General features: G+C 45.1%; 18 protein-coding genes. 4 read left to right on the top strand and 14 right to left on the bottom strand.

The window, feature by feature from the left end; translation table 11 throughout:
• Window positions 1-45 precede the first annotated feature (45 nt).
• Both sacA and scrA read right to left on the bottom strand, forming a co-directional pair.
• Window positions 46-1,485 (bottom strand): sucrose-6-phosphate hydrolase, encoded by a 1,440-nt coding sequence (sacA, locus tag BV11031_RS20535; RefSeq protein ID WP_010329023.1) that lies wholly within the window; start codon window positions 1,483-1,485, stop codon window positions 46-48.
• Window positions 1,482-2,867 (bottom strand): PTS system sucrose transporter subunit IIBC, encoded by a 1,386-nt coding sequence (scrA, locus tag BV11031_RS20530; protein WP_010329024.1) that lies wholly within the window; start codon window positions 2,865-2,867, stop codon window positions 1,482-1,484. The genes sacA and scrA overlap by 4 nt, the downstream gene beginning before the upstream one ends.
• Before the next feature lie 301 nt (window positions 2,868-3,168).
• Between scrA and BV11031_RS20525 the strand changes: the two genes are divergently transcribed.
• Complete coding sequence (locus BV11031_RS20525) at window positions 3,169-3,939, top strand: formate/nitrite transporter family protein (protein ID WP_010329025.1); 771 nt, start codon at window positions 3,169-3,171, stop codon at window positions 3,937-3,939.
• A gap of 37 nt (window positions 3,940-3,976) precedes the next feature.
• On the opposite strand, the gene sacT is transcribed toward BV11031_RS20525, so the two are convergent.
• The gene (gene sacT / locus BV11031_RS20520) at window positions 3,977-4,807 is read right to left on the bottom strand and encodes a sac operon transcriptional antiterminator SacT (RefSeq protein ID WP_010329026.1); all 831 of its coding nucleotides are present in this window, start codon (window positions 4,805-4,807) and stop codon (window positions 3,977-3,979) included.
• 39 nt (window positions 4,808-4,846) lie between these two features.
• Complete coding sequence (locus BV11031_RS20515; RefSeq protein ID WP_010329027.1) at window positions 4,847-5,149, bottom strand: hypothetical protein; 303 nt, start codon at window positions 5,147-5,149, stop codon at window positions 4,847-4,849.
• Between the two features lie 527 nt (window positions 5,150-5,676).
• On the opposite strand from BV11031_RS20515, the gene vpr reads away from it, so the two are divergent.
• Entirely contained in the window at window positions 5,677-8,097 is a 2,421-nt protein-coding gene (vpr, locus tag BV11031_RS20510) for a serine protease Vpr (RefSeq protein ID WP_010329028.1), read from the top strand.
• A 34-nt stretch (window positions 8,098-8,131) separates the two neighbouring features.
• Here vpr and BV11031_RS20505 read toward each other — a convergent pair whose 3' ends face one another.
• The 3 genes from BV11031_RS20505 to BV11031_RS20495 form a co-directional block, all read right to left on the bottom strand.
• Window positions 8,132-9,133, bottom strand: a complete 1,002-nt coding sequence (locus BV11031_RS20505; protein ID WP_010329029.1) for an LLM class flavin-dependent oxidoreductase — start codon at window positions 9,131-9,133, stop codon at window positions 8,132-8,134.
• A 174-nt stretch (window positions 9,134-9,307) separates the two neighbouring features.
• A complete protein-coding gene (nfsA, locus tag BV11031_RS20500) occupies window positions 9,308-10,057 on the bottom strand; it encodes an oxygen-insensitive NADPH nitroreductase (protein ID WP_010329030.1) in 750 nt (249 codons plus the stop codon).
• Window positions 10,058-10,162: 105 nt separating this feature from the next.
• Window positions 10,163-11,347: an FtsW/RodA/SpoVE family cell cycle protein gene (locus BV11031_RS20495; RefSeq protein ID WP_010329031.1), complete on the bottom strand. Its 1,185-nt coding sequence runs from the start codon at window positions 11,345-11,347 to the stop codon at window positions 10,163-10,165.
• A 495-nt stretch (window positions 11,348-11,842) separates the two neighbouring features.
• Here BV11031_RS20495 and ywcE point away from each other — a divergent pair, with 495 nt between their 5' ends.
• Window positions 11,843-12,109, top strand: coding sequence for a spore morphogenesis/germination protein YwcE (ywcE, locus tag BV11031_RS20490; protein WP_081638379.1), 267 nt, complete (start codon window positions 11,843-11,845; stop codon window positions 12,107-12,109).
• A gap of 41 nt (window positions 12,110-12,150) precedes the next feature.
• Here ywcE and qoxD read toward each other — a convergent pair whose 3' ends face one another.
• Genes qoxD through qoxA form a run of 4 tightly spaced genes read right to left on the bottom strand, consistent with a single transcriptional unit; the run spans window position 12,151 to window position 16,097 of the window.
• The gene (gene qoxD, locus BV11031_RS20485; RefSeq protein WP_010329033.1) at window positions 12,151-12,525 is read right to left on the bottom strand and encodes a cytochrome aa3 quinol oxidase subunit IV; all 375 of its coding nucleotides are present in this window, start codon (window positions 12,523-12,525) and stop codon (window positions 12,151-12,153) included.
• Window position 12,526: 1 nt separating this feature from the next.
• On the bottom strand, window positions 12,527-13,141 hold the full coding sequence (gene qoxC, locus BV11031_RS20480) for a cytochrome aa3 quinol oxidase subunit III (RefSeq protein WP_010329034.1): 615 nt from the start codon (window positions 13,139-13,141) through the stop codon (window positions 12,527-12,529).
• A gap of 13 nt (window positions 13,142-13,154) precedes the next feature.
• A complete protein-coding gene (gene qoxB / locus BV11031_RS20475; protein ID WP_010329035.1) occupies window positions 13,155-15,104 on the bottom strand; it encodes a cytochrome aa3 quinol oxidase subunit I in 1,950 nt (649 codons plus the stop codon).
• A gap of 27 nt (window positions 15,105-15,131) precedes the next feature.
• Window positions 15,132-16,097, bottom strand: a complete 966-nt coding sequence (gene qoxA / locus BV11031_RS20470; protein WP_082246315.1) for a cytochrome aa3 quinol oxidase subunit II — start codon at window positions 16,095-16,097, stop codon at window positions 15,132-15,134.
• Between the two features lie 512 nt (window positions 16,098-16,609).
• On the opposite strand from qoxA, the gene BV11031_RS20465 reads away from it, so the two are divergent.
• Complete coding sequence (locus BV11031_RS20465) at window positions 16,610-16,855, top strand: GlsB/YeaQ/YmgE family stress response membrane protein (RefSeq protein ID WP_003222176.1); 246 nt, start codon at window positions 16,610-16,612, stop codon at window positions 16,853-16,855.
• Window positions 16,856-16,924: 69 nt separating this feature from the next.
• Here the strand turns inward: BV11031_RS20465 and galT are convergent, their stop codons facing one another.
• From galT to BV11031_RS20450, 3 genes are all read right to left on the bottom strand, one after another.
• A complete protein-coding gene (gene galT, locus BV11031_RS20460) occupies window positions 16,925-18,466 on the bottom strand; it encodes a UDP-glucose--hexose-1-phosphate uridylyltransferase (protein WP_010329037.1) in 1,542 nt (513 codons plus the stop codon).
• 3 nt (window positions 18,467-18,469) lie between these two features.
• Entirely contained in the window at window positions 18,470-19,642 is a 1,173-nt protein-coding gene (locus BV11031_RS20455) for a galactokinase (protein WP_010329038.1), read from the bottom strand.
• Window positions 19,643-19,709: 67 nt separating this feature from the next.
• Window positions 19,710-20,093, bottom strand: coding sequence for a GtrA family protein (locus BV11031_RS20450; RefSeq protein ID WP_026014464.1), 384 nt, complete (start codon window positions 20,091-20,093; stop codon window positions 19,710-19,712).
• Between the last annotated feature and the right edge of the window lie 11 nt (window positions 20,094-20,104).

Here is a 20,104-nt window from a genome sequence, read left to right as displayed (position 1 = left end):
TAGCACAGATGGCTCAGATTTCACATAAGAAAATAGAAGGATTTTCTACATAAGTGTCCAGATTCCGACGTTCATAGCAGATTTTCCCGCCGAGCTGGCTTTCACTTCATGATTTCCCGGGAAAGGAAAATATCTCGCACTGAAGACCTCTTCTCCCTCATTGATAAAGATTTCTATAGAAGACGCATCGATAAACATGTGCACGGCATGCACATCCTTGATGCGGCAATGTCTCTCTTCTGTTCGTGTTCCGTCGAAGCTCGTCCGCTCCAGCGTAACAACTCCCTTCTCCTTATCAAAGGAGAACGCAGCCGCTCCGCGGATACGGATTGAAAAACCGGACTCCGTATCAATGTCTTTCATGAGGATCTCAGCTCTTGCAGGGTTTTCAACCGGAATCGTACCAGATGACCCGTGCATGTTGATTTGTATATTTTTCTCATTCCTGCGCATGGCTTTCAGCTCAGGCAGCGGCTGCTGAATCAGCTTCTCTCCTGATAGCGTCAGCTGTCTCGGCAGCGTCATACAGTGAATCCAGTGATAGTCAATCGTCGGATGAGACCCTTCATCCTGGTCAGGCACAGCCATCCACGCAAACAAAATCCGCCTTCCCTGATCGTCTTCAAGTGTTTGCGGAGCGTAGAAATCAAAACCTTGATCAAGTTCTGAAAAATGGCCGTGCTTTAGTTCAGGCTGGTTATAATCAAGACGCCCGACAAAATAACCTGATTGATACACGTTCTGATATCGAAAACCATCAGTCTCAAGACCCTGAGGCGAGACAATCAGCACGTCGGACTCCTGAAGAGAAAACAAGTCAGGGCATTCCCACATGTACCCGAAATCGTCAAGCCCGTTGAAACCCGCACCGGTTATCGGGCCGAGAAATCTCCACTCCGTCAGGTTATCCGAAGCAAACAACACAGCGTGTCCTTTCAAATTCTCCGTTTGCGCGCCGATCACCATATACCATGTGCCTTCATGCTCCCATACCTTCGGGTCGCGAAAATGTGCGGTGTATCCTTCCGGGAGGCGGGCGACGACACCCTTTTTCTCAAAAGTCAGCCCGTCGTCAGATACAGCAAGGCATTGATATGTTTCTCGATTGCCATCCTGATCCTTGACATTACCAGTGTACAACAGATAAAGACGACCGTCTTTGGTGACAGCGCTACCCGAGTAGCAGCCGTTTTTATCGAACCAATCACTCGGTGCCAGCGCAATCTCTTCCCGCTTCCAATTCACAGCATCCGGACTCGTATAATGGCCCCAGAATTTCGCGCCATGCCCTGTCTGAAACGGCTGCCACTGAAAAAACACATGATAGCTACCCTTCCAATATATCACGCCATTCGGATCATTCAGCAGCCCAACCGGCGGCATGATATGAAAATGCTGGCGATGCGGATCGCTGTTAGCGATCCGCTCTTTTTTCTCCACTTCTTCATATGCCCGGCGACGAAGCTCCTGATCATGTGATGTCATTTTTTTCTCCCCTCATCTTCATTAATCTTCATGATAAACGCTGCGATGAATGCTGACACTCCCGCAATGGCCATTCCAATCAGATAGTTGATCAAGTTGCCAACACCAAACGGCGCAGCAATGGCGATCATCGGAATACCCGTTAACCCGTAAGCGTTTGCAGCAACCTGAGTAAATACGACATATGCACCGCCTAATGCGCCACCGATCATCGCGGCGATAAATGGCTTACGGTAGCGAAGATTGACTCCGAATATGACTGGTTCAGTAATGCCCAGAAAAGCAGAGAATGCAGCCGGAAGCGCGATTTCTTTTGTCTTTGCCTTTTTTGCCATAAAGAAGACGGCAAGGCCGGCCCCGCCCTGTGCGACATTCGCCATTGACCAAATCGGCAGCAAGTAGTTTTTGCCGATGTCCGCAATAAGTCCTGCCTCAATCGCATGGAAACTGTGATGGACGCCTGTCAAAACAATAAGTGAATACGTGCCCCCGAAAATCAGACCCGCGACAAAACCGGCATGATCATATACATACGTTAAAGCAACCGTAATGCCGGAGCCAAGCGCTCTGCCTAAAGGACCAATCGCGATAAAAGCTACAAACCCGGTGACAATCACTGTGACAAAAGGTGTAACAAGCAAATCTACGGAATGAGGAACCACTTTTCTTGTCCATTTCTCAATCTTGCTCATCACATAAACCGCTAGCAGGACAGGGATGACAGTTCCCTGATAGCCAAGAAGCGCGATATCAACTCCAAAAAGATGCATAAAATCCGGTGTTGCTTCCGCCAATCCCCAAGGATTCAAAAGCGTCGGATGAATCATGATTCCCCCGATAACCGCTCCCAAGTAAGGGTTGCTGCCAAACTCTTTTGAAGCACTGACCCCGATTAAAATCGGCAAGAAAATAAAGGCCGCGCTTGAAAACATATCAAGCAGCTGCAGCAAAGCAGAATCCTTGCTCATCCATTGAAACGCATTGATCATTCCCAACAATCCCATTAATAGACCGCTGGCGACAATAGCCGGAATGATTGGAACAAAAATATTTGAAAGCGTTTTCGCAAATCTCGCAGCTGGATTCAGTTTGTCTTTTGCCGCATCCTGGTGATTTACAGGTTCGTCACGTTCGACATCAACTTCCTTCGAAAAAGCATCGTACACCTTATTGACAAGGCCTGTTCCGAAAATGATCTGGTACTGGCCCGAGCTGCTGAAAGCGCCTTTGACGCCATCAAGCTCTTCTACTTGTGTTTGATCTATCTTTGATTCATCTTTCATCACTAAACGCAGTCTTGTTGCACAATGAGCCGCGCTGATAATGTTTTCTTTGCCCCCGAGAAGCTCGATGAGTCGTTTTGCAGTCTCTTTGTAATCCATTTTGTCTTTCCTCCTTTTATTTAAACAAAAAAGACCTAAAATTCGGCAATGAATAAAGGACACAGCGATCCTTTTTCATTTACGCAAATTTTAGGTCTTGCCTGCTTTACCAGTCACAATCCCGCTTATTCAGATTAAGAATACGCTTTCATCATAAAACATGATAGCGTTTTCGTCAACTGTTTTTTAGTTAAAAAGTTTGATAAAACATTTAGACATAAATTCGTAAAATTTAATTGTGAAATACTTCACAATATCATGCTATACTATGCTCAACCATCAAAGAAAGCAGGAAAAGAACATGGAAACTCAAGCATTGCAAAAGGTTGAACAGTACGCTTTACAAAAACAAAATATATTTGTTTCCAGCAAAATGCGTTATGTGCTCAGATCTATTTTGGCCAGCATGTTTATCGGTTTCGGCATTACAGCCGCAAGCAAAACAGGCAGCTATTTCTTCATCGCTGATTCTCCGTTTGCCTTTCCGGCAGCCGCTGTCACATTCGGGGCAGCTATTCTGCTGATTGCTTACGGCGGCGGGGATTTATTTACCGGCAATACCTTTTATTTCACCTATACCGCACTTCGAAAAAAACTTCGCTGGCGGGACACCCTGTACTTGTGGATGACAAGCTATGCCGGCAATTTAATTGGCGCCATCCTATTTGCCATTCTGATTAGCGCGACAGGACTTTTTAAGGAGGCTTCTGTTCACTCCTTTTTGATTCATCTGGCAGCGCACAAAATGGAGCCGTCCGCTTCCGAACTGTTTTTCAGAGGAATGCTGTGCAATTGGCTTGTGTGCCTCGCCTTTTTCATCCCGATGTCTCTCAAAGGAGAAGGAGCCAAGCTGTTTACCATGATGCTTTTTGTTTTCTGCTTCTTTATTTCCGGTTTTGAGCACAGCATTGCCAATATGTGCACATTCGCCATCTCACTTTTGATCGAGCACCCTGATACAGTGACACTGACGGGAGCGGTCAGAAACTTAATTCCTGTTACACTCGGAAATCTGGCCGCTGGAATGGTCATGATGGGATGGATGTACTACAAGCTCAATCCCGATAAATAAAAAACTTCCAGAGATCACTCTCTGCAAGTCAAAGCGGTTATTCCGAGAGATCTTGAAGACGCTGGACATGCAGCGTGATATAGCCGGCCTCGGACTCCGGCAAATGCAATTGATATTCATTTTTCAAAAACTCCGCCAGCTCCAGCGCACATTGATAGGCAAATGAATACTTTTTTTGGATGAAATAAAGCATCTCCTCGTCCATATGATGGAGCGCTTCATTTGATTCCAACCGGCTGACCGCGTATCGCAAATGCGTGACAAGGCGTTGATAGGAAATGCTGTTTTCATCCACCTTTCGATTAAAGTAGTTTTCTATTTTTTCTATCATTTCTTTAATCATGGTCGTATGCTTCAGCGCTGAATACATGCTATCCGCATCCATCTTCGCCGTATGGATGTGGAGGGCAATATAACCCGCTTCATCTTCAGGCAGGGACACGCCCAATGTCTCTTTTACATGTCGGATCGCCCACAGTCCGATCCCATATTCTTTTTTATAGAGCGCCTTTATCTCATGCAGCAATTTATTCTGCACAAGCAGCCCATTTTGAACCCTTTCGATCGCAAAGGACAAATGGTCAGAAAGCGCGATATGAATGTGGTCGCTTAGCGGCGCCGCTAGCTCCCCTTCTGCATGGCTGATGATATCCTCAGCGATTTCAATATGCTCCTCCGGCAGCGTTTGCAGGATTTGCTTAAACTTTTCATTCTCGTCGTGCACGACAAAGATCTTTTCCACTTTATTCATAGGAATGAGATCATTTTTCTTTTTTTGAAATGCGATTCCCGGTCCCATGACGATTTTTTCCTGATCATCCTCTTTTATTAAAGCCGCATTGTTGTTTAACACCTTATAGATTTTCAAGAGGCTATCTCTCCCGCCAATTTGCTTTTGACTGGGATTTTACCTCCTTTTGACCGCCATGTAAAGGTGCGGGCCAGCTCTCTCCTGCTTTGGCGATTCCTTGAAGGCTTGCAAACACCTTCTTTTATAAAGCGCGGAGGCTTTCGCTTTCTGCTTTTCTTCTTCATTCACAGCCATCCGCCACTCATAAAACGAAACAAGTCCTGCGGCCTGCACCGCCGCTTTTCTTTGGTATGTACGCTGAGCCGAATAGACCGCGGCAGCCGCAGTTTTTCTGTCCGGCGTCACCCAATTCATCAAAAAGACCATCCACACCCGTAAAGATACAAGCAAACGTTTCATTGAAAAACATCCCTCCGCTTCTTTTTGGCAGGCAGCCTTTTAGCAGCCCGTTTTCTCAGCAGCAGCCCGCGGGAAAAGACGGCCGATTTCTTTTCTCGCAAACTAGCGGCTCTAGCAAAACTCATGACTCTATGATAGACCGTTGAAAGAGAATTCTTTGTCACAATATGAGTGAAAAAACCAACTAGTTTTTAGAAGTTTTGTTGAAAGCTGAAAGAAATGAAATGAAAATTGGAGAACCGTTTCAAAAACTTTATACACAAGTTATCCCAAAGTTAAGAACAACTTAATCACAAGAGATATCCACATGTCCACAATCGTCATCTATATTTTGTGTAGGAACATATATTCCCACCTACATATATACACAGATTTATTCACTTATACACAGGGTTCTGTGTATAACTCCTTCCTTATACACAAAAGAAATTCAATAAATGGTTCAAATGACACAAGGATTTTTTTGAATTTTCAAGAAATATATACTAGATCTTCATATTTTTTTAAAACACAAAGGGGGAAACACATTGAAGAATGGGATCATTCGCTTTCTGCTACTAAGTTTCATTTTATTTTTCACGTTATCCACAGGCTTGACAGGCGTACAGGCAGCTCCAGCTGCTTCAAAAACGTCGGCTGACCTGGAAAAAGCCGAGATATTCGGTGATATCGACATGACAACAAGCAAAAAAACAACCGTAATCGTGGAGTTAAAAGAAAAATCCTTGGCAGAGGCGAAGGAAGCGGGCGAAAGCCAAACGAAAAGCAAGCTGAAAACCGCTCGCAGCAAAGCAAAAAACAAAGCCGTTAAAGCGGTGAAAAACGGGAAAGTAAACCGGGAATATGAGCAGGTATTCTCAGGCTTTTCTATGAAACTTCCAGCTAATGAAATTCCAAAACTTCTCGCGGTAAAAGACGTAAAAGCCGTATATCCGAACGTCACATATCAAACAGACAATCTAAAGGATAAAGACGTCACAATCTCCGAGGATGCCGTATCTCCGCAAATGGATGACAGCGCGCCGTATATCGGAGCAAACGACGCATGGGATTTAGGCTACACAGGAAAAGGCGTCAAGGTAGCCATTATTGATACCGGGGTTGAATACAATCACCCTGATCTGAAGAAAAACTTCGGACAATATAAAGGATACGATTTTGTAGACAATGATTACGATCCAAGGGAAACACCAACTGGCGATCCAAGGGGCGGTGCCACGGAACACGGAACACATGTAGCCGGTACTGTGGCCGCAAACGGAACGATTAAAGGGGTTGCCCCTGATGCCACACTTCTCGCTTACCGCGTGTTAGGCCCTGGCGGAAGCGGCACAACGGAAAACGTCATTGCCGGCGTGGAACGTGCAGTCCAAGACGGTGCAGATGTGATGAACCTGTCTCTCGGAAACTCTATAAACAATCCGGACTGGGCGACAAGCACAGCGCTTGACTGGGCCATGTCAGAAGGCGTTGTCGCGGTTACATCGAACGGCAACAGCGGACCAAACAGCTGGACAGTCGGATCGCCGGGCACATCAAGAGAAGCGATTTCTGTCGGTGCGACTCAACTCCCGATCAATGAATACGCCGTCACATTCGGCTCCTACTCTTCAGCAAAAGTGATGGGCTATGACAAAGAGAATGACGTTAAAGCGCTCAATAACAAAGAAGTTGAGCTTGTCGAAGCGGGAATCGGCGAAGCAAAGGACTTTGAAGGAAAAGATCTGACAGGCAAAGTCGCCGTTGTCAAACGGGGCAGCATTGCGTTTGTGGAAAAAGCGGACAATGCGAAAAAAGCCGGCGCCATCGGCATGGTTGTGTATAACAACCTCTCTGGAGAAATTGAAGCCGACGTGCCAGGCATGTCTGTGCCAACGATTAAACTGTCATTAGAAGACGGTGAAAAACTCGTCAGTGCCATGAAAGCTGGTGAAACAAAAGCAACATTCAGGTTAAGTGTTTCAAAAGCGCTCGGTGAGCAAATCGCTGATTTCTCATCACGCGGCCCTGTTATGGATACGTGGATGATCAAGCCTGATATTTCCGCACCAGGCGTCAATATCGTCAGCACCATCCCGACACACGATCCTAACAACCCATACGGGTACGGATCAAAACAAGGAACAAGCATGGCTTCACCTCATATTGCCGGAGCGGTTGCCGTTATCAAACAAGCCAAACCAAAGTGGAGCGTTGAACAGATCAAAGCCGCGATCATGAATACCGCTGTCACCTTAAAGGACGGCGACGGAGAAGTGTATCCGCATAACGCACAAGGTGCGGGGAGCGCGAGAATCATGAGCGCGATCAAAGCCGACTCACTCGTCTCACCTGGAAGCTATTCATACGGCACATTCTTGAAGGAAAACGGAAAAGAAACGAAAAAAGAAACGTTTACGATTGAAAACCAATCTTCCATTAGAAAGTCATACACACTTGAATACTCATTTAACGGCAGCGGCATCTCCACATCCGGCACAAGCCGGGTTGTGATTCCGGCACATAAAACCGGAAAAGCCACTGCAAAAGTAAAGGTCAATACAAAGAAAACAAAAGCTGGCACCTATGAAGGAACCGTTATTGTCAGAGAAGGCGGAAAAACCGTCGCTAAAGTGCCTACATTGCTGGTCGTCAAAGAGCCGGATTATCCGAGAGTCACCTCTGTCTCCGTCAGCGAAGGAACAGCACAAGGCACCTATCAAATTGAAACCTACCTTCCAGCGGGAGCAGAAGAGTTGGCGTTCCTCGTTTATGACAGCAACCTTGATTTTGCAGGCCAAGCCGGCATCTATAAAAACCAAGGGAAGGGCTATCAGTACTTTGACTGGGACGGCACGATCAATGACGGAACAAAGCTTCCAGCCGGAGAATACTATTTGCTCGCCTATGCCGCAAACAAAGGGAAATCAAGCCAGGTTCTGACCGAAGAGCCTTTTACCGTGGAATAAGAAGAAGCCCTGCCGATTGGCGGGGCTTTTCAGATTAATTCGCAAATGCTTCCTGTAATAGCCGATAAGAATGGAGCTTATCTTCAAAATGATGCGTAATGGTCACCGCCATGATTTCCTCTGTTCCATACGCCTTACTCAAAGCTAACAACTGCTCCTTCACCTGTTCTTTCGTGCCGACAATCATTCGATTTCGATTATCAGCAATTCGCCTCTGTTCATACGGTGAGTACGTATTTTCCCGAACAGCTTCATACGAAGGAACTCCTTCTAAAGGGATGCCCTGCTCCCCCGCCAAAATCGTGAAATCTAGCACTGCCGCAAGCTCCTCTGCCTTCTCCTCAGTGTCAGCACAAAGAACAAATACAGCAACTGCAGCTCGAGGCATGTCTCCTAACACAGACGGCTTGAATCGTCTCTTATACTGTCTGACCGTCTCTTCTCCGCCCTCTCCATTGATAAAGTGGGCAAACATATAGCCAGCGCCTGACTCAGCGGCGAGCAGCGCGCTTTCTCCAGATGAGCCGAGCAGCCACACATCCGGCGCGGTCGAAACATGCGGCGCCGCCGTCAGATTCGGAAAACGGTGTTTATCATCCGCCAAATCATGCAAATACATCGTCAGCTCCTTGATTTGCTGCGGATATTGATTAGCATTGCGCTTCCCGCCGTCATTCAACGCCCATGAGGCAATCGGCATGCCCCCCGGTGCTCTTCCAAGCCCAAGATCAATTCTTCCCGGTGTCAGCCCCTCCAGCACACGGAAATTCTCAGCTACTTTGTATGCGCTGTAATGGGGCAGCATGACACCGCCTGACCCCACACGGATTCGTTTCGTCTTCGCCGCTATATGACTGATCAGCACCTCTGGGCTTGATCCAGCCAGCCGCTTTGAAAAATGATGCTCAGAAACCCAGAATCTCTTATATCCAAAATCCTCAGCAGCCTGTGCAAGCGCAACAGTTTGCTGTAATGCTGTTTCTGCAGAGCTGCCCTCTGATACTGGAGATTGATCTAATATACTTAATGAAATCATCCCTACCACCTCATCCTCATCGTATCACTGATCCCTTATTTTTTCTCAAAAACCGCTCACACCGCTTATCAGTGTCTCCCGATCATTCGCCATTTATTTGTGACAGCGTGTCTGTATTTGTCGGAATATGTTACACGTGAAACATAAAAACCCCTCCGAACGGAGAGGTTTGCTTTAGTTTTTATTAAAGCCTTTTTCTTTCACATAGTCATTTAAATACGTGCGCGGCTTCTGCTTCATAAAGTTCAAAATTTGATCAGACCATGTTTCTTCCCGCTGACCGTTGGTTCTTTCTCTATAATAATCAGAAATCGTTTTGTCATACGCGTTCATGGATTCGCGGAAATCGTCTGCGTTTACATTGTACGTATTCTCATGGTAGACAGCTTGTTTCGGCAGTCTCGGTTTTTTGCCGGAAAGGTTCGCAGGATGGCCTACTGCCAAACCGAAAAGCGGAAGCACATGGTCAGGCGTTTGCAGCACCTCTGCCACTTTGTCCAGATCATTTCGAATGCCGCCGATATAACAAATGCCAAGCCCCATTGATTCTGCGGCAATGCTCATATTTTGCGCTGCCAGCGCCGCGTCAATCAAACTGACCATAAACATTTCCGTATTTTCAAGCAGCTCAGAAATATGTTCGCCCTTTTCCTCAGCAAGTTGTTGATGGCGATACAAGTCCGCGCAAAATACAAAAAAGTGCCCGTTCTTCTCTACGTAAGGCTGAGGCCCTGCAAGCACAGACAGCTCACGTTTCTTCTCAGGATCGGAAACACCGATAATGGAATACGCCTGCACGTAGCTGGACGTAGACGCAGCCTGCGCACTTTTCACTAATATATCAATTTCTTCAGCTGTCAAAAGCTGATCAGTAAAAGACCGGATCGACCGATGATTCAAAATGGTTTCAATTGTGTTATTCATCACAAGAACCTCCTTATCTCTTTTTATCATATCCGAAAAAAAGTGAACTCAAAAGCAAAATGCTCTACAACAAAAAAGACAGCCTCTGCCAAGGCTGTCTGCATATTAAGAATTAAAGAGATAACTTCTGTATTTCGTCAGCTGTACACTTGCGTTATACACAATCCCAAAGCCAATTAAGGTGGATAGCGTGGAGCTTCCCCCGTAGCTGACAAACAGCAGCGGAATCCCGGTAACAGGCATAATGCCGATGTTCATACCGATATTCTGGAACGTGTGAATCACGATTAACGCCGTAAACCCAACGGAAAAGAATGATGCGAAACGGTTATACGGATGTATCTTATCAATCAGAACGACAAGCCTGTAGATTAAGAAAAAGAACATGATGACGACAATCGCACAGCCTATGAATCCGAAGCTTTCTCCCAGAATGGCGAAGATAAAATCGGTCTGTCCTTCTGGGACATACACCTTCAAATTGTGAACACCATTTCCGAGGATGCCGCCTGAACCGATAGCCATAACGGCCTGATCTACCTGCCAGCCGCTATTTGCATCTTCCTGAGTTGTTCCGTTTGAATCAGAAACCCAAGATGTAACCCTCTTGATTTGATACTCTTGAATACCCGCTGATTTAGCAACATCAGGAAAATTAATCATAACTAACAAGATAAGAGAAATAAATAAGGCACCTGAACCGCCGATGATCGCGATCAGCTTCCAGTTAACTCCTGACATAAAGATCATGACAATCACAACAAACATACATATCCCGGCTGTACCAGCATCCTGAAGAAGGATAAGTCCGATTGGTACTACTGATACACCTGCAATCTTCAATAAAAGATGGACATCATCTCTGAGTGATCGGATTTTTTTAGGACTTGCCTTTGAAATGACTGAGGCTACCATCATCATGAGGCCGATTTTCATAAATTCAGAGGGCTGTAACGTTACAGAACCGAACTGAAACCAGCTCTTCGCACCGTTTTTCACTGGCGCAATAGACTCAGGACTGACTCTCAATATCAAGAGAAGCAGAATTCCAAATAAAAATACATATAAACTAAGTTTTTCGAGCTGCTCCAAATCGAAATATAGCAAGACCGAAATGGCGACCGCTCCCAAAACATAATAAATAATTTGTTTCATCCAAGCATTATCACCATACTGCCCAAATTGGCCGGCAGCATAAATCGCCACAACGCTAATGATAAAAAACACACCAAATATAAAAATCAAATCCCCCTGGTAAAAGGGGTTTTGCTGTTTCTTATATCGACTCATTCTATCCCGCCTTACCTTTTCATCGGAAAATCACTAATGTTTATTATACATGAACCACGTTCAAGATGACACGTGAAGCTCGTTTCCATTTATGTTTTTTGTGCGCACAACGGCGCTTTTTCAGCTACACGAGATAAGACGTATCATAAACCGAAATGTTTCGATTGGTATCAAACTTTCCAAATAAAAAACCCATTTCAATGGGTTAGGTTAACGTACTAATATAAAAGTGCGTGCTTTAATCTCAAATCGTTTGATCAACTCGGTGTTCCTAAAATAGAATCTGAGTTACGTGTCCATACATTCTCCTAGCGAATGAATCTAAAAAAATAAGACGATGGGTCCAGACCATTTCCGCAAAAACATGTATCAATTTCTGGAAAACATGGTATAATAATTTTAACAGAATGTTCACAAAACAATCATAAAACAGACACAACTCAGTTCCTCTATTTCATTTTTGTAAACGTTATCACAAAATGAAAGGAGATGGGTATGATGGACATGTTTTTTGCTTATTTATTGGTTGCCAGCGCAACGCCTCTCTTTATTTGGCTTGATAACAAAAAAGTCGCACTCTCAGCAATTCCACCAATTATCTTAATGTGGGTATTCTTCTTCTTTTACGCAACTGAAAGCCTTTCTCCACTAGGACACACTCTCATGATTATCTTGTTTGCCGTCAATGTCATTGTCGCTCATATCGCCGCATTTATCATTTACGGTCTTCCGTATCTTCGAAGAAAGCGAAGCAGCAGCTAAAGACAGCAAAAAACCCTCTTCTAACGAAGAGGGTTTTTGTATTATTCGTGGTGGCCTGAATGCTCTGAGTGTTCAGCGCCTTCAGGAGGATTTCCATCCATATGGTCACCATGATTATAGTGAGCCGCGAAAATCCAGATGGATCCAAGAACGATGACGATCGCGCCAAAGAATCCGAACAGCGTGTTTCCGACTTGGATACCGCCGTTTTCGCTCTCTGTCATGTGCATGAACATGAGAAGCTGCAGCGCCGCCTGAATGAAGGCGAAACCGAAAATGATCCAAAGTTTAGCAGATGGACTCAATTCAGTATACACCGCAACCCATAGAGCCAGCAGGGTCAAAACGATAGACAGGGCAAATCCTACAATGTGCTTCCATGGAAAGTGACTGTGTTCAGCAGATTTGTTTGCCATTTTACAGACCCCCCAATCCCATGAGATAGACACCCGTAAAGATGAAAATCCATACAACATCTAAGAAGTGCCAGTATAAGCTTGAGATAAAGATTTTAGATGAAGTTTGCGGAGTTAAGCCGCGTTTCTTCAACTGAATCAGAATCCCTATAATCCAGAAAATACCGATTGTTACGTGAGTTCCGTGAGTTCCAAGTAAAACAAAGAATCCAGACCAGAACGCACTTGTACCGAGAGATGCTCCTTCATGTACATAGTGGACAAACTCGGTAATCTCAAAACCGACGAAGCCGGCACCGAGAAGAAGAGTGATAATTGTCCAAATGACGACGCCTTTTAAACTTCCACGGCGCATTTCATGAACAGCGATCCCGCAGGTAAAGCTGCTGATAAGCAGCAAGAACGTCATAATCATTACCAGATTCACTTCAAACAGTTCGTCCGGTAAGACACCTCCTGCTGTTCTGTTTTGAAGAACGAAGAAGGTTGCAAATAGTGTTGAGAACAACACAATTTCTGCCCCTAAAAAGATCCAAAACCCGAGAATATTAAGTCTGCCGGTTTCAGATTGATATTCCATAGGCGCGTTAGAATTGCCGTGTTCTGCATGTTCCATAACTCACGCCTCCTTATTCGGAAATCTTTCTTTCCGTCTCTTTTATTTCATCAACACTAACGTAGTAGCCGTTGTCGTATTCGAATGAACGCAGAACCATGCAGAGCAAGACTCCGATCAATCCGACTACGCCCATCCAGTACCATTCAAAGACAAGTCCAAAGCCGGCGATACCGAAGGCAACAGACATAAGGAACGGTCTGCCTGAGTTGCTTGGCATATGGATTTTCTTGAATTTGCTTTCAGGGTATAACTCTATTTTTTCTTCTTTCATCTGATGGAACGCATCCTTAGATTTGACTTCAGGAAGCACCGCAAAGTTGTAATGCGGCGGAATCGCAGAAGAAGTCGCCCAATCAAGCGTACGTCCCACACCCCATGAATCCCCGCTGATTTCACGAGTGGAGTAGCGGAAGCTGTAGTAGATGTTATAGCAAAGGATTAAGAATCCTACACCCATCATGAAAGCTCCGACAGTTGAGATAAAGTTCAATGCAGTCCAGCCGTCATTCGGTCCGTATGTGTAAATACGGCGAGGCATGCCTTGAAGCCCCAAGAAATATTGCGGGAAGAAACATACATTGAAACCGATCATAAAGATCCAGAAGAACCATTTTCCGATTCTTTCGTTCAGCTTGTGGCCGAACATTTTTGGATACCAGAAAATAAATCCGGCGAAACAAGCAAATACAGTACCCGCGATCAGCACATAGTGGAAGTGAGATACAAGGAAGTACGTATTGTGATATTGATAATCCGCTGCTGCCATCGCAAGCATAACCCCTGTCACCCCGCCGATGACGAAGTTAGGAATGAACGCAAGCGCCCACAGCATAGGCGTTGTAAAGCTGATTCGGCCTTTATACATCGTAAAGAGCCAGTTAAAGATTTTGACCCCGGTCGGGATTGAGATGGCCATTGTCGTAATTGAGAAGAATGAGTTAACGGACGCACTGTTCCCCATTGTGAAGAAGTGGTGAGTCCAAACTAGGAAACTCAATACGGAGATGGCGATAATAGATCCGACCATCGCTGTGTAACCAAACAATTGTTTTCTCGCAAAGCTTGCAATAATCTCAGAGAAAATACCGAACGCCGGAAGAATAACGATATATACTTCAGGATGTCCCCAAATCCAGAACAAGTTAGCCCAAAGCATCGGCATACCGCCTGCTTCCAGTGTGAAAAAGTGAGCGCCGAACAAACGATCAAATGATAAAAGTGCTAAAGCTACTGTAAGCACAGGGAACGCAAACACGATAATAACCATTGTGATCAGTGTTGTCCATGTGAACATTGGCATACGCATTAATGTCATGCCTTTTGTTCTCATTTTTAAGATTGTGACCATAAAGTTGATCCCTGTCATCAGGGTACCGATACCGGCAATCTGAAGTCCGAGGAGGTAGTAGTTCTCACCCGGCCCAGGGCTCATCTCGTTACTTGCAAGCGGCATGTAACTCGTCCAGCCTGCATTCGGAGAACCTCCGATAACGAAAGAAATATTGAAAAGCATCGCCCCTACGAAGAACGTCCAGAAGCTCAGGTTGTTCAAGTAAGGGAACGCAACGTCGCGCGCACCGATTTGAAGAGGCACAACAACGTTGATAAGACCGATTAAGAACGGCATCGCCATGAAAATGATCATGATCGTACCGTGCGTTGTAAAAATCTCATTATAGTGGTTTGAGTCTAAAAAACTGTTATTCGGAAGCGCTAGCTGGGCACGCATCATCAGACCGTCGACACCGCCGCGGAATAACATGATTACAGCAGCTATAATATACATGATTCCGAGTTTTTTATGGTCAACAGTAGTTATCCATTCAGACCAGAGCCATTTCCACTTTTTGAAGTAAGTCAGTACAAAAATGATGGCAATGGTTGAAAGCGCAATGGAAACTTGTGCGCCCAGGATTAATGGGTCACCAGTTACGAAAAATTCGTCCCATTTGAATTTCATGCGGGCTTCCTCCTTTCCTGATCAATATCATTCTTCTGTATCATCAGACTTCTTAAATTCATTTTCTTTTACGTTTTCAAACGGATCTGTTTTAGAGTGCGGTGAAACGGCTTGGTAGCCAAGGCGTTTGCGCGCCTCCATCGCGTATTCTGCGTCTTGTCCGTGATCAACGTATTTTAAGTGAGTAGAAGAGAACGTTAATTCATCTACATTTTCTGGAAGCATCAATTGATCATACTTCTCTTTTGTCAGCTTAGGCGCCTCATCCTGAGTCTTTTTCACCCAGCTGTCAAAGTCTTCTTCTGTGACTGCATTCACATCAAACTCTTGGTCTGCAAAATGTTCACCTGTGAAGTTCGCATTGCGGCCTTCATAAGTTCCCACTTCATCAGCCTGTAAGTATTGGTCCATCAGCATTCCCGCCATCGCGTACTTTTGTCCTCCAAGCTGAGGAATCCATAGCGAAGCCATTGAATCTGCAGATGAAATTTTGAACAAGATCGGGCGGTCTACAGGAATGTTTAAGTAGTTGACCGTCTCAATATCCTGCTCAGGGTAGCTGAATACCCATTTCCAATCTACCGAAGTAGCATGAACAACAAGAGGCTCTTTGTCCTTTGTTGCTTCAGGAGCTTTTTCTAACGAATATATCGTCTGTACGGTTGGCACAGAAAGTGCAATGACGATTAAAATTGGGATCACTGTCCAGACTACTTCTAAGAACGTGTTACCATGAATTTCTGGGTTATAAGATCCATTATCTTTGCCTTTACGGTCGCGGTATTTTACTAAAATAATGGTAAATAGAACAAAGACGACCCCGACGATAAACAGCATAAATCCGATAGATAACAGGATTAAATCAGTTTGCTGTTGAGCTACAGGCCCTTTCGGATCTAGTACTGAAGCATTGCTGCATCCCCCAAGGACGAAAATCACAGTTAACATCGCTAATACAAGCAACGGTTTTAATGCTCTGAACAAGAAGATCACCATCCTTCCTATTGATGTAATAAATCTGAGTGCATACTTCCTCAAAATCTTTTCTCTACTTTGTTATGCTATCAAAAAGTTCACTTATTAGCTTTATTTTTTTCTAAACTTCATCCCATTTTCGCTTAAATGTCATAAAATCGACAAAAATTGCTCCAACTTTATTCACATCTATCGCTTAAGATGAAAAGTTTCTAGTTATTTCCGCATATAAGTAAGAAAAGATGATGATAAACTGATTCTGACAAATAAAGGTTTACCACAATAAAAAACTTAGGTCAATCAAAAACTTCATTTTGTTAAACTTTCTAGTTAGGAATTAATTTTTCCTTGTCTAGCAGCTTTTCACACGATTACCATTTTAACGCACGGATTTTTGAAAGGAAAGGCTTAATCATGCGGCGATATGCTCTAAACTGTTCCCATTTATTAAGAGAGCATCCAATGGTTTAGCTTACACCAAACAGAGGTATGTTATAAGCAAATAAATTCAAAATAGGATGTGTTGCACGATGAGTTTTATCATTTCACTTATTGTCGCTATTATTATCGGATGGCTTGGCAGCCTGTTTGTGAAAGGAGATATGCCAGGAGGAATTATCGGGTCTATGATCGCGGGTCTTATCGGCGCCTGGATCGGACACGGACTGCTTGGCACATGGGGGCCGAACCTAGCCGGATTTGCCATTATCCCAGCGGTGATCGGCGCTGCCATTGTTGTATTCCTAGTAAGCCTGTTAGCGAGAAAAAGAGGATAAGAGTGACAACGCCCAAAGCGTCAGTGCTTTGGGCGTTTGTTCTGCGATAAAATTGAAAAAGCCTCAACCCTAGCGGTTGAGGCTTTTGATTGGTTTCACGCCTAAATGATCAATAAACCTTTTGAAGGCCTGTTTTCCTTCCGGAGTTTGTTTAAATACACCGGCGTGTTCAAGAATCCGAGCGAATACATGTCCAAGCTCTTCTTTTATCACTTGATCGGCATTCTCTCTTGTTATCGTTCTTTTTTCCATCAGCCGAAGCGCCCAGTCCTTATGCTTTGCCGTTAGCGGATTTTGTTTTAAGGCTGTTTCCGGATCAGCAGAGCACAGCGCCGCTGCCGTTTCTTTCATTTCTTCCTGTAAACGGCCCGGCAATATCGCCAATCCCATGACTTCAATCAGGCCGATATTTTCTTTTTTAATATGGTGAACGTCCTGATGAGGATGAAAGATTCCTAACGGATGCTCCTCATCCGTCCGGTTGTTTCTTAGCACGATATCGAGTTCGTACAAGCCACCCCTGCGCCGCGCGATCGGCGTAACCGTATTATGGGGCGTACTGTCTGTATAAGCGGCTATGCCGGCTTTTTCATCTGAATACGTTTGCCATGTGCGGAATATATGATCAGCGGCTCCAACGACATGATCCGGTTTGTCTCCTTGGAGCCTGAGAACCGACATCGGCCACTTCACTAAGCCCAACGACACACCGGGATGATCATGTAATTCATATACATCCTCCGCTTCCGCACGCGCCATCGGAAAATCGTGTGCCCCGCCTTGGAAATGATCATGGCTCAGGATGCTGCCGCCGACAATCGGCAGATCCGCATTTGATCCGATAAAGTAATGCGGATATTGCCCGAGAAATGACAGCAGCCTTTCAAATGTTTTTCTGCTGATCTCCATCGGTTCATGTTCACCCTTTAAGACGATGCAATGCTCAGGATAATAGACGTATGGCGAAAACTGCAAATACCATTCTTCGCCTTTCAGGATAACCGGAATGATTCTGTGATTTTGGCGGGCTGGATGATTCACGCTGCCCTCAAATCCGACATTTTCTTTACACAGCAAACACATCGGGTAATTCGTCTGCGTTTGGTCTTTTGCAGCGGCAATCGCTTTTGGGTCTTTTTCAGGCTTTGATAGATTAATGGTCATTTCCAGTTCGCCATATTCGGTCGGCACCGTCCAATGCACATTTTTGGCGATCCTGTCAGACCGGATATAGTAGACATCCTCTGAATATTGATAGAATTCCTTTGTCGCCTGTTTTGGACCGTATAATGCTTTTGTCTCTTCAAACTTGCGAATGACCTCGGATGGAGCAGGTACGAAACATCCCATCAGCTTGGCGCTGAGCAAGTCGCGATACGTGTCTGTATCCGCTTCCATTCGGCCGGTTTCCTCCGCCCATTTGTAAATGGGAGCAAGCAAGTCCGGCAGGCTTTCGGCCTCCTTGATGCATGTGCGGGAGACCTGCTCGGGTTGTTTGATGTCCAACGCTTCATATAGACGGTTTCTCGTATATTCCCGATCCCAGATCGAAATCAGTTTTCGTTCCAGGCCATACTCTAGCAGCTGTTCCAGATGTTCAATGATACTCATGTGTCACTCCCCCTTTAGTTCTCTCGCTCCCTCTCCGATATCAGCAACATAAAATTCCGCTTTGAGACCTGTTTTTTCTTGATATCTGTCGCCAACCTTTTGGATAAAATCATCAACAAACGCATCCTTTACAATGCTGATGGTGCAGCCTCCGAAGCCCGCTCCCGTCATTCTTGATCCGATGACTCCTTCGTGGTCCCACGCCGCAAACACAAGCTCATCAAGTTCAGGGCAAGTCACTTCATAATCATCCTTCAATGAAAGGTGGGATTCCTTCATTAACCGCCCGATTTCATCTACATTGTTTTCTTTGAACATCTCGGCCGTCTTGATGGCCCGGTGGTTTTCATATACGGCGTGCTTTGCCCGGCGTCTGTTCGTTTCATTTCGAATCAGGCTGGAATGCGCGTCAAATTCAGCGGGCTTGATGTCGCCCAGCGAGGCAATATCAAGCACTTTTTGCAGATCAATCAACGCGTCAGTGCACTCTTGGCGTCTCGTATTATAGCTTGAGTCTGCCAATGTCCTTTTTTTGTTCGTGTTCGCAATGACGAGCGCGAGGCCTGAGACATCGAGTTTGCTATATTCATAATCCAGCGTGTCGCAGTTCAGCAGCATCGCATGATGTTTTTTGCCCATTCCGATCGCGAATTGGTCCATAATCCCGCAATTGACACCGATAAATGTGTTTTCCGCATGCTGCGCCATTTTTACAAGCTCAAGCGCCTCCACTTCAGGGTGAAAATAGCTTTGAAGCACGACTCCCATCAGCAGCTCAATCGAAGCGGAGGACGAGAGCCCCGCCCCGTTTGGGATATTCCCTGAAAACACGATGTCAAAGCCATGGGGAATTGAATAGCCCCTTTGCTGAAATTCATAAATGACGCCTTTCGGGTAGTTGGCCCAGTCGTCTTCTTTTTGATAGCGAATGTCGTCAAGGCTGCATTCCTTGATGCCTGCCTCTTTAAAGTTGTCAGAATACATCCGGACAAGACCGTCTTTTCTTTCTGCTACAGCAGCATATGTACCCATTGTCAGCGCGCATGGAAACACATGCCCGCCGTTATAGTCTGTATGTTCTCCAATCAGATTCACTCTTCCAGGTGCGAAAAAAAACCGTATTCCCTCTATTTCTCCGAATACACTTGCATATATCCCCTTTAGCTCTTCCCGCATGTGCAATCACCTTTCATGGTTTTATTTTTTTATTTCCCCTTATTTTTTACGTGAAACGATGTCCCTGTCACACGCCTTCTTCTTTTGCCTTTTTAAAGACGAGCCATTTGCTTGCAGCATAGTTGACGACAACAATGACCGCGTTATCGAGTATTTTGGCCAAGGTTTCATTTGTATTGAACTGGCCGACAAGAATGATCATCATGCCTAAATCAATGCCGAGAGACAGAACCCGAACGCTGAAAAAAGCTGTGAGCTCCTTCAACAGGCTCTGCAGGTCATCTGTTTTTTGCTGAAACACATATAATTTATTCGTGATGTAAGCAAACAGCACGGACAAAATCCAAGCGGCGACAGTGGCGGCTTTATAATCGATATTCATGATCTCTACCAATATATAAAAGCTGGCGATGTTCACAATGGTGGTGAAAATCCCCATAATGATGTACATAATCATTTCTC

The organism is Bacillus vallismortis (assembly GCF_004116955.1).
GTDB classification, from domain to species: domain Bacteria; phylum Bacillota; class Bacilli; order Bacillales; family Bacillaceae; genus Bacillus; species Bacillus vallismortis.
This window is presented reverse-complemented; position numbering and strand designations above follow the sequence as displayed.

Coding starts and splice junctions, on each gene's coding strand:
- BV11031_RS20495 (WP_010329031.1), bottom strand. CDS start 11,347: ATGAGTCGATATAAGAAACAGCAAAACCCCTTTTACCAGGGGGATTTG.
- qoxD (WP_010329033.1), bottom strand. CDS start 12,525: ATGGCAAACAAATCTGCTGAACACAGTCACTTTCCATGGAAGCACATT.
- BV11031_RS20515 (WP_010329027.1), bottom strand. CDS start 5,149: ATGAAACGTTTGCTTGTATCTTTACGGGTGTGGATGGTCTTTTTGATG.
- nfsA (WP_010329030.1), bottom strand. CDS start 10,057: ATGAATAACACAATTGAAACCATTTTGAATCATCGGTCGATCCGGTCT.
- BV11031_RS20505 (WP_010329029.1), bottom strand. CDS start 9,133: ATGATTTCATTAAGTATATTAGATCAATCTCCAGTATCAGAGGGCAGC.
- galT (WP_010329037.1), bottom strand. CDS start 18,466: ATGAGTATCATTGAACATCTGGAACAGCTGCTAGAGTATGGCCTGGAA.
- BV11031_RS20455 (WP_010329038.1), bottom strand. CDS start 19,642: ATGCGGGAAGAGCTAAAGGGGATATATGCAAGTGTATTCGGAGAAATA.
- BV11031_RS20465 (WP_003222176.1), top strand. CDS start 16,610: ATGAGTTTTATCATTTCACTTATTGTCGCTATTATTATCGGATGGCTT.
- qoxC (WP_010329034.1), bottom strand. CDS start 13,141: ATGGAACATGCAGAACACGGCAATTCTAACGCGCCTATGGAATATCAA.
- BV11031_RS20450 (WP_026014464.1), bottom strand. CDS start 20,093: ATGTACATCATTATGGGGATTTTCACCACCATTGTGAACATCGCCAGC.
- BV11031_RS20525 (WP_010329025.1), top strand. CDS start 3,169: ATGGAAACTCAAGCATTGCAAAAGGTTGAACAGTACGCTTTACAAAAA.
- scrA (WP_010329024.1), bottom strand. CDS start 2,867: ATGGATTACAAAGAGACTGCAAAACGACTCATCGAGCTTCTCGGGGGC.
- sacA (WP_010329023.1), bottom strand. CDS start 1,485: ATGACATCACATGATCAGGAGCTTCGTCGCCGGGCATATGAAGAAGTG.
- qoxB (WP_010329035.1), bottom strand. CDS start 15,104: ATGAAATTCAAATGGGACGAATTTTTCGTAACTGGTGACCCATTAATC.
- ywcE (WP_081638379.1), top strand. CDS start 11,843: ATGATGGACATGTTTTTTGCTTATTTATTGGTTGCCAGCGCAACGCCT.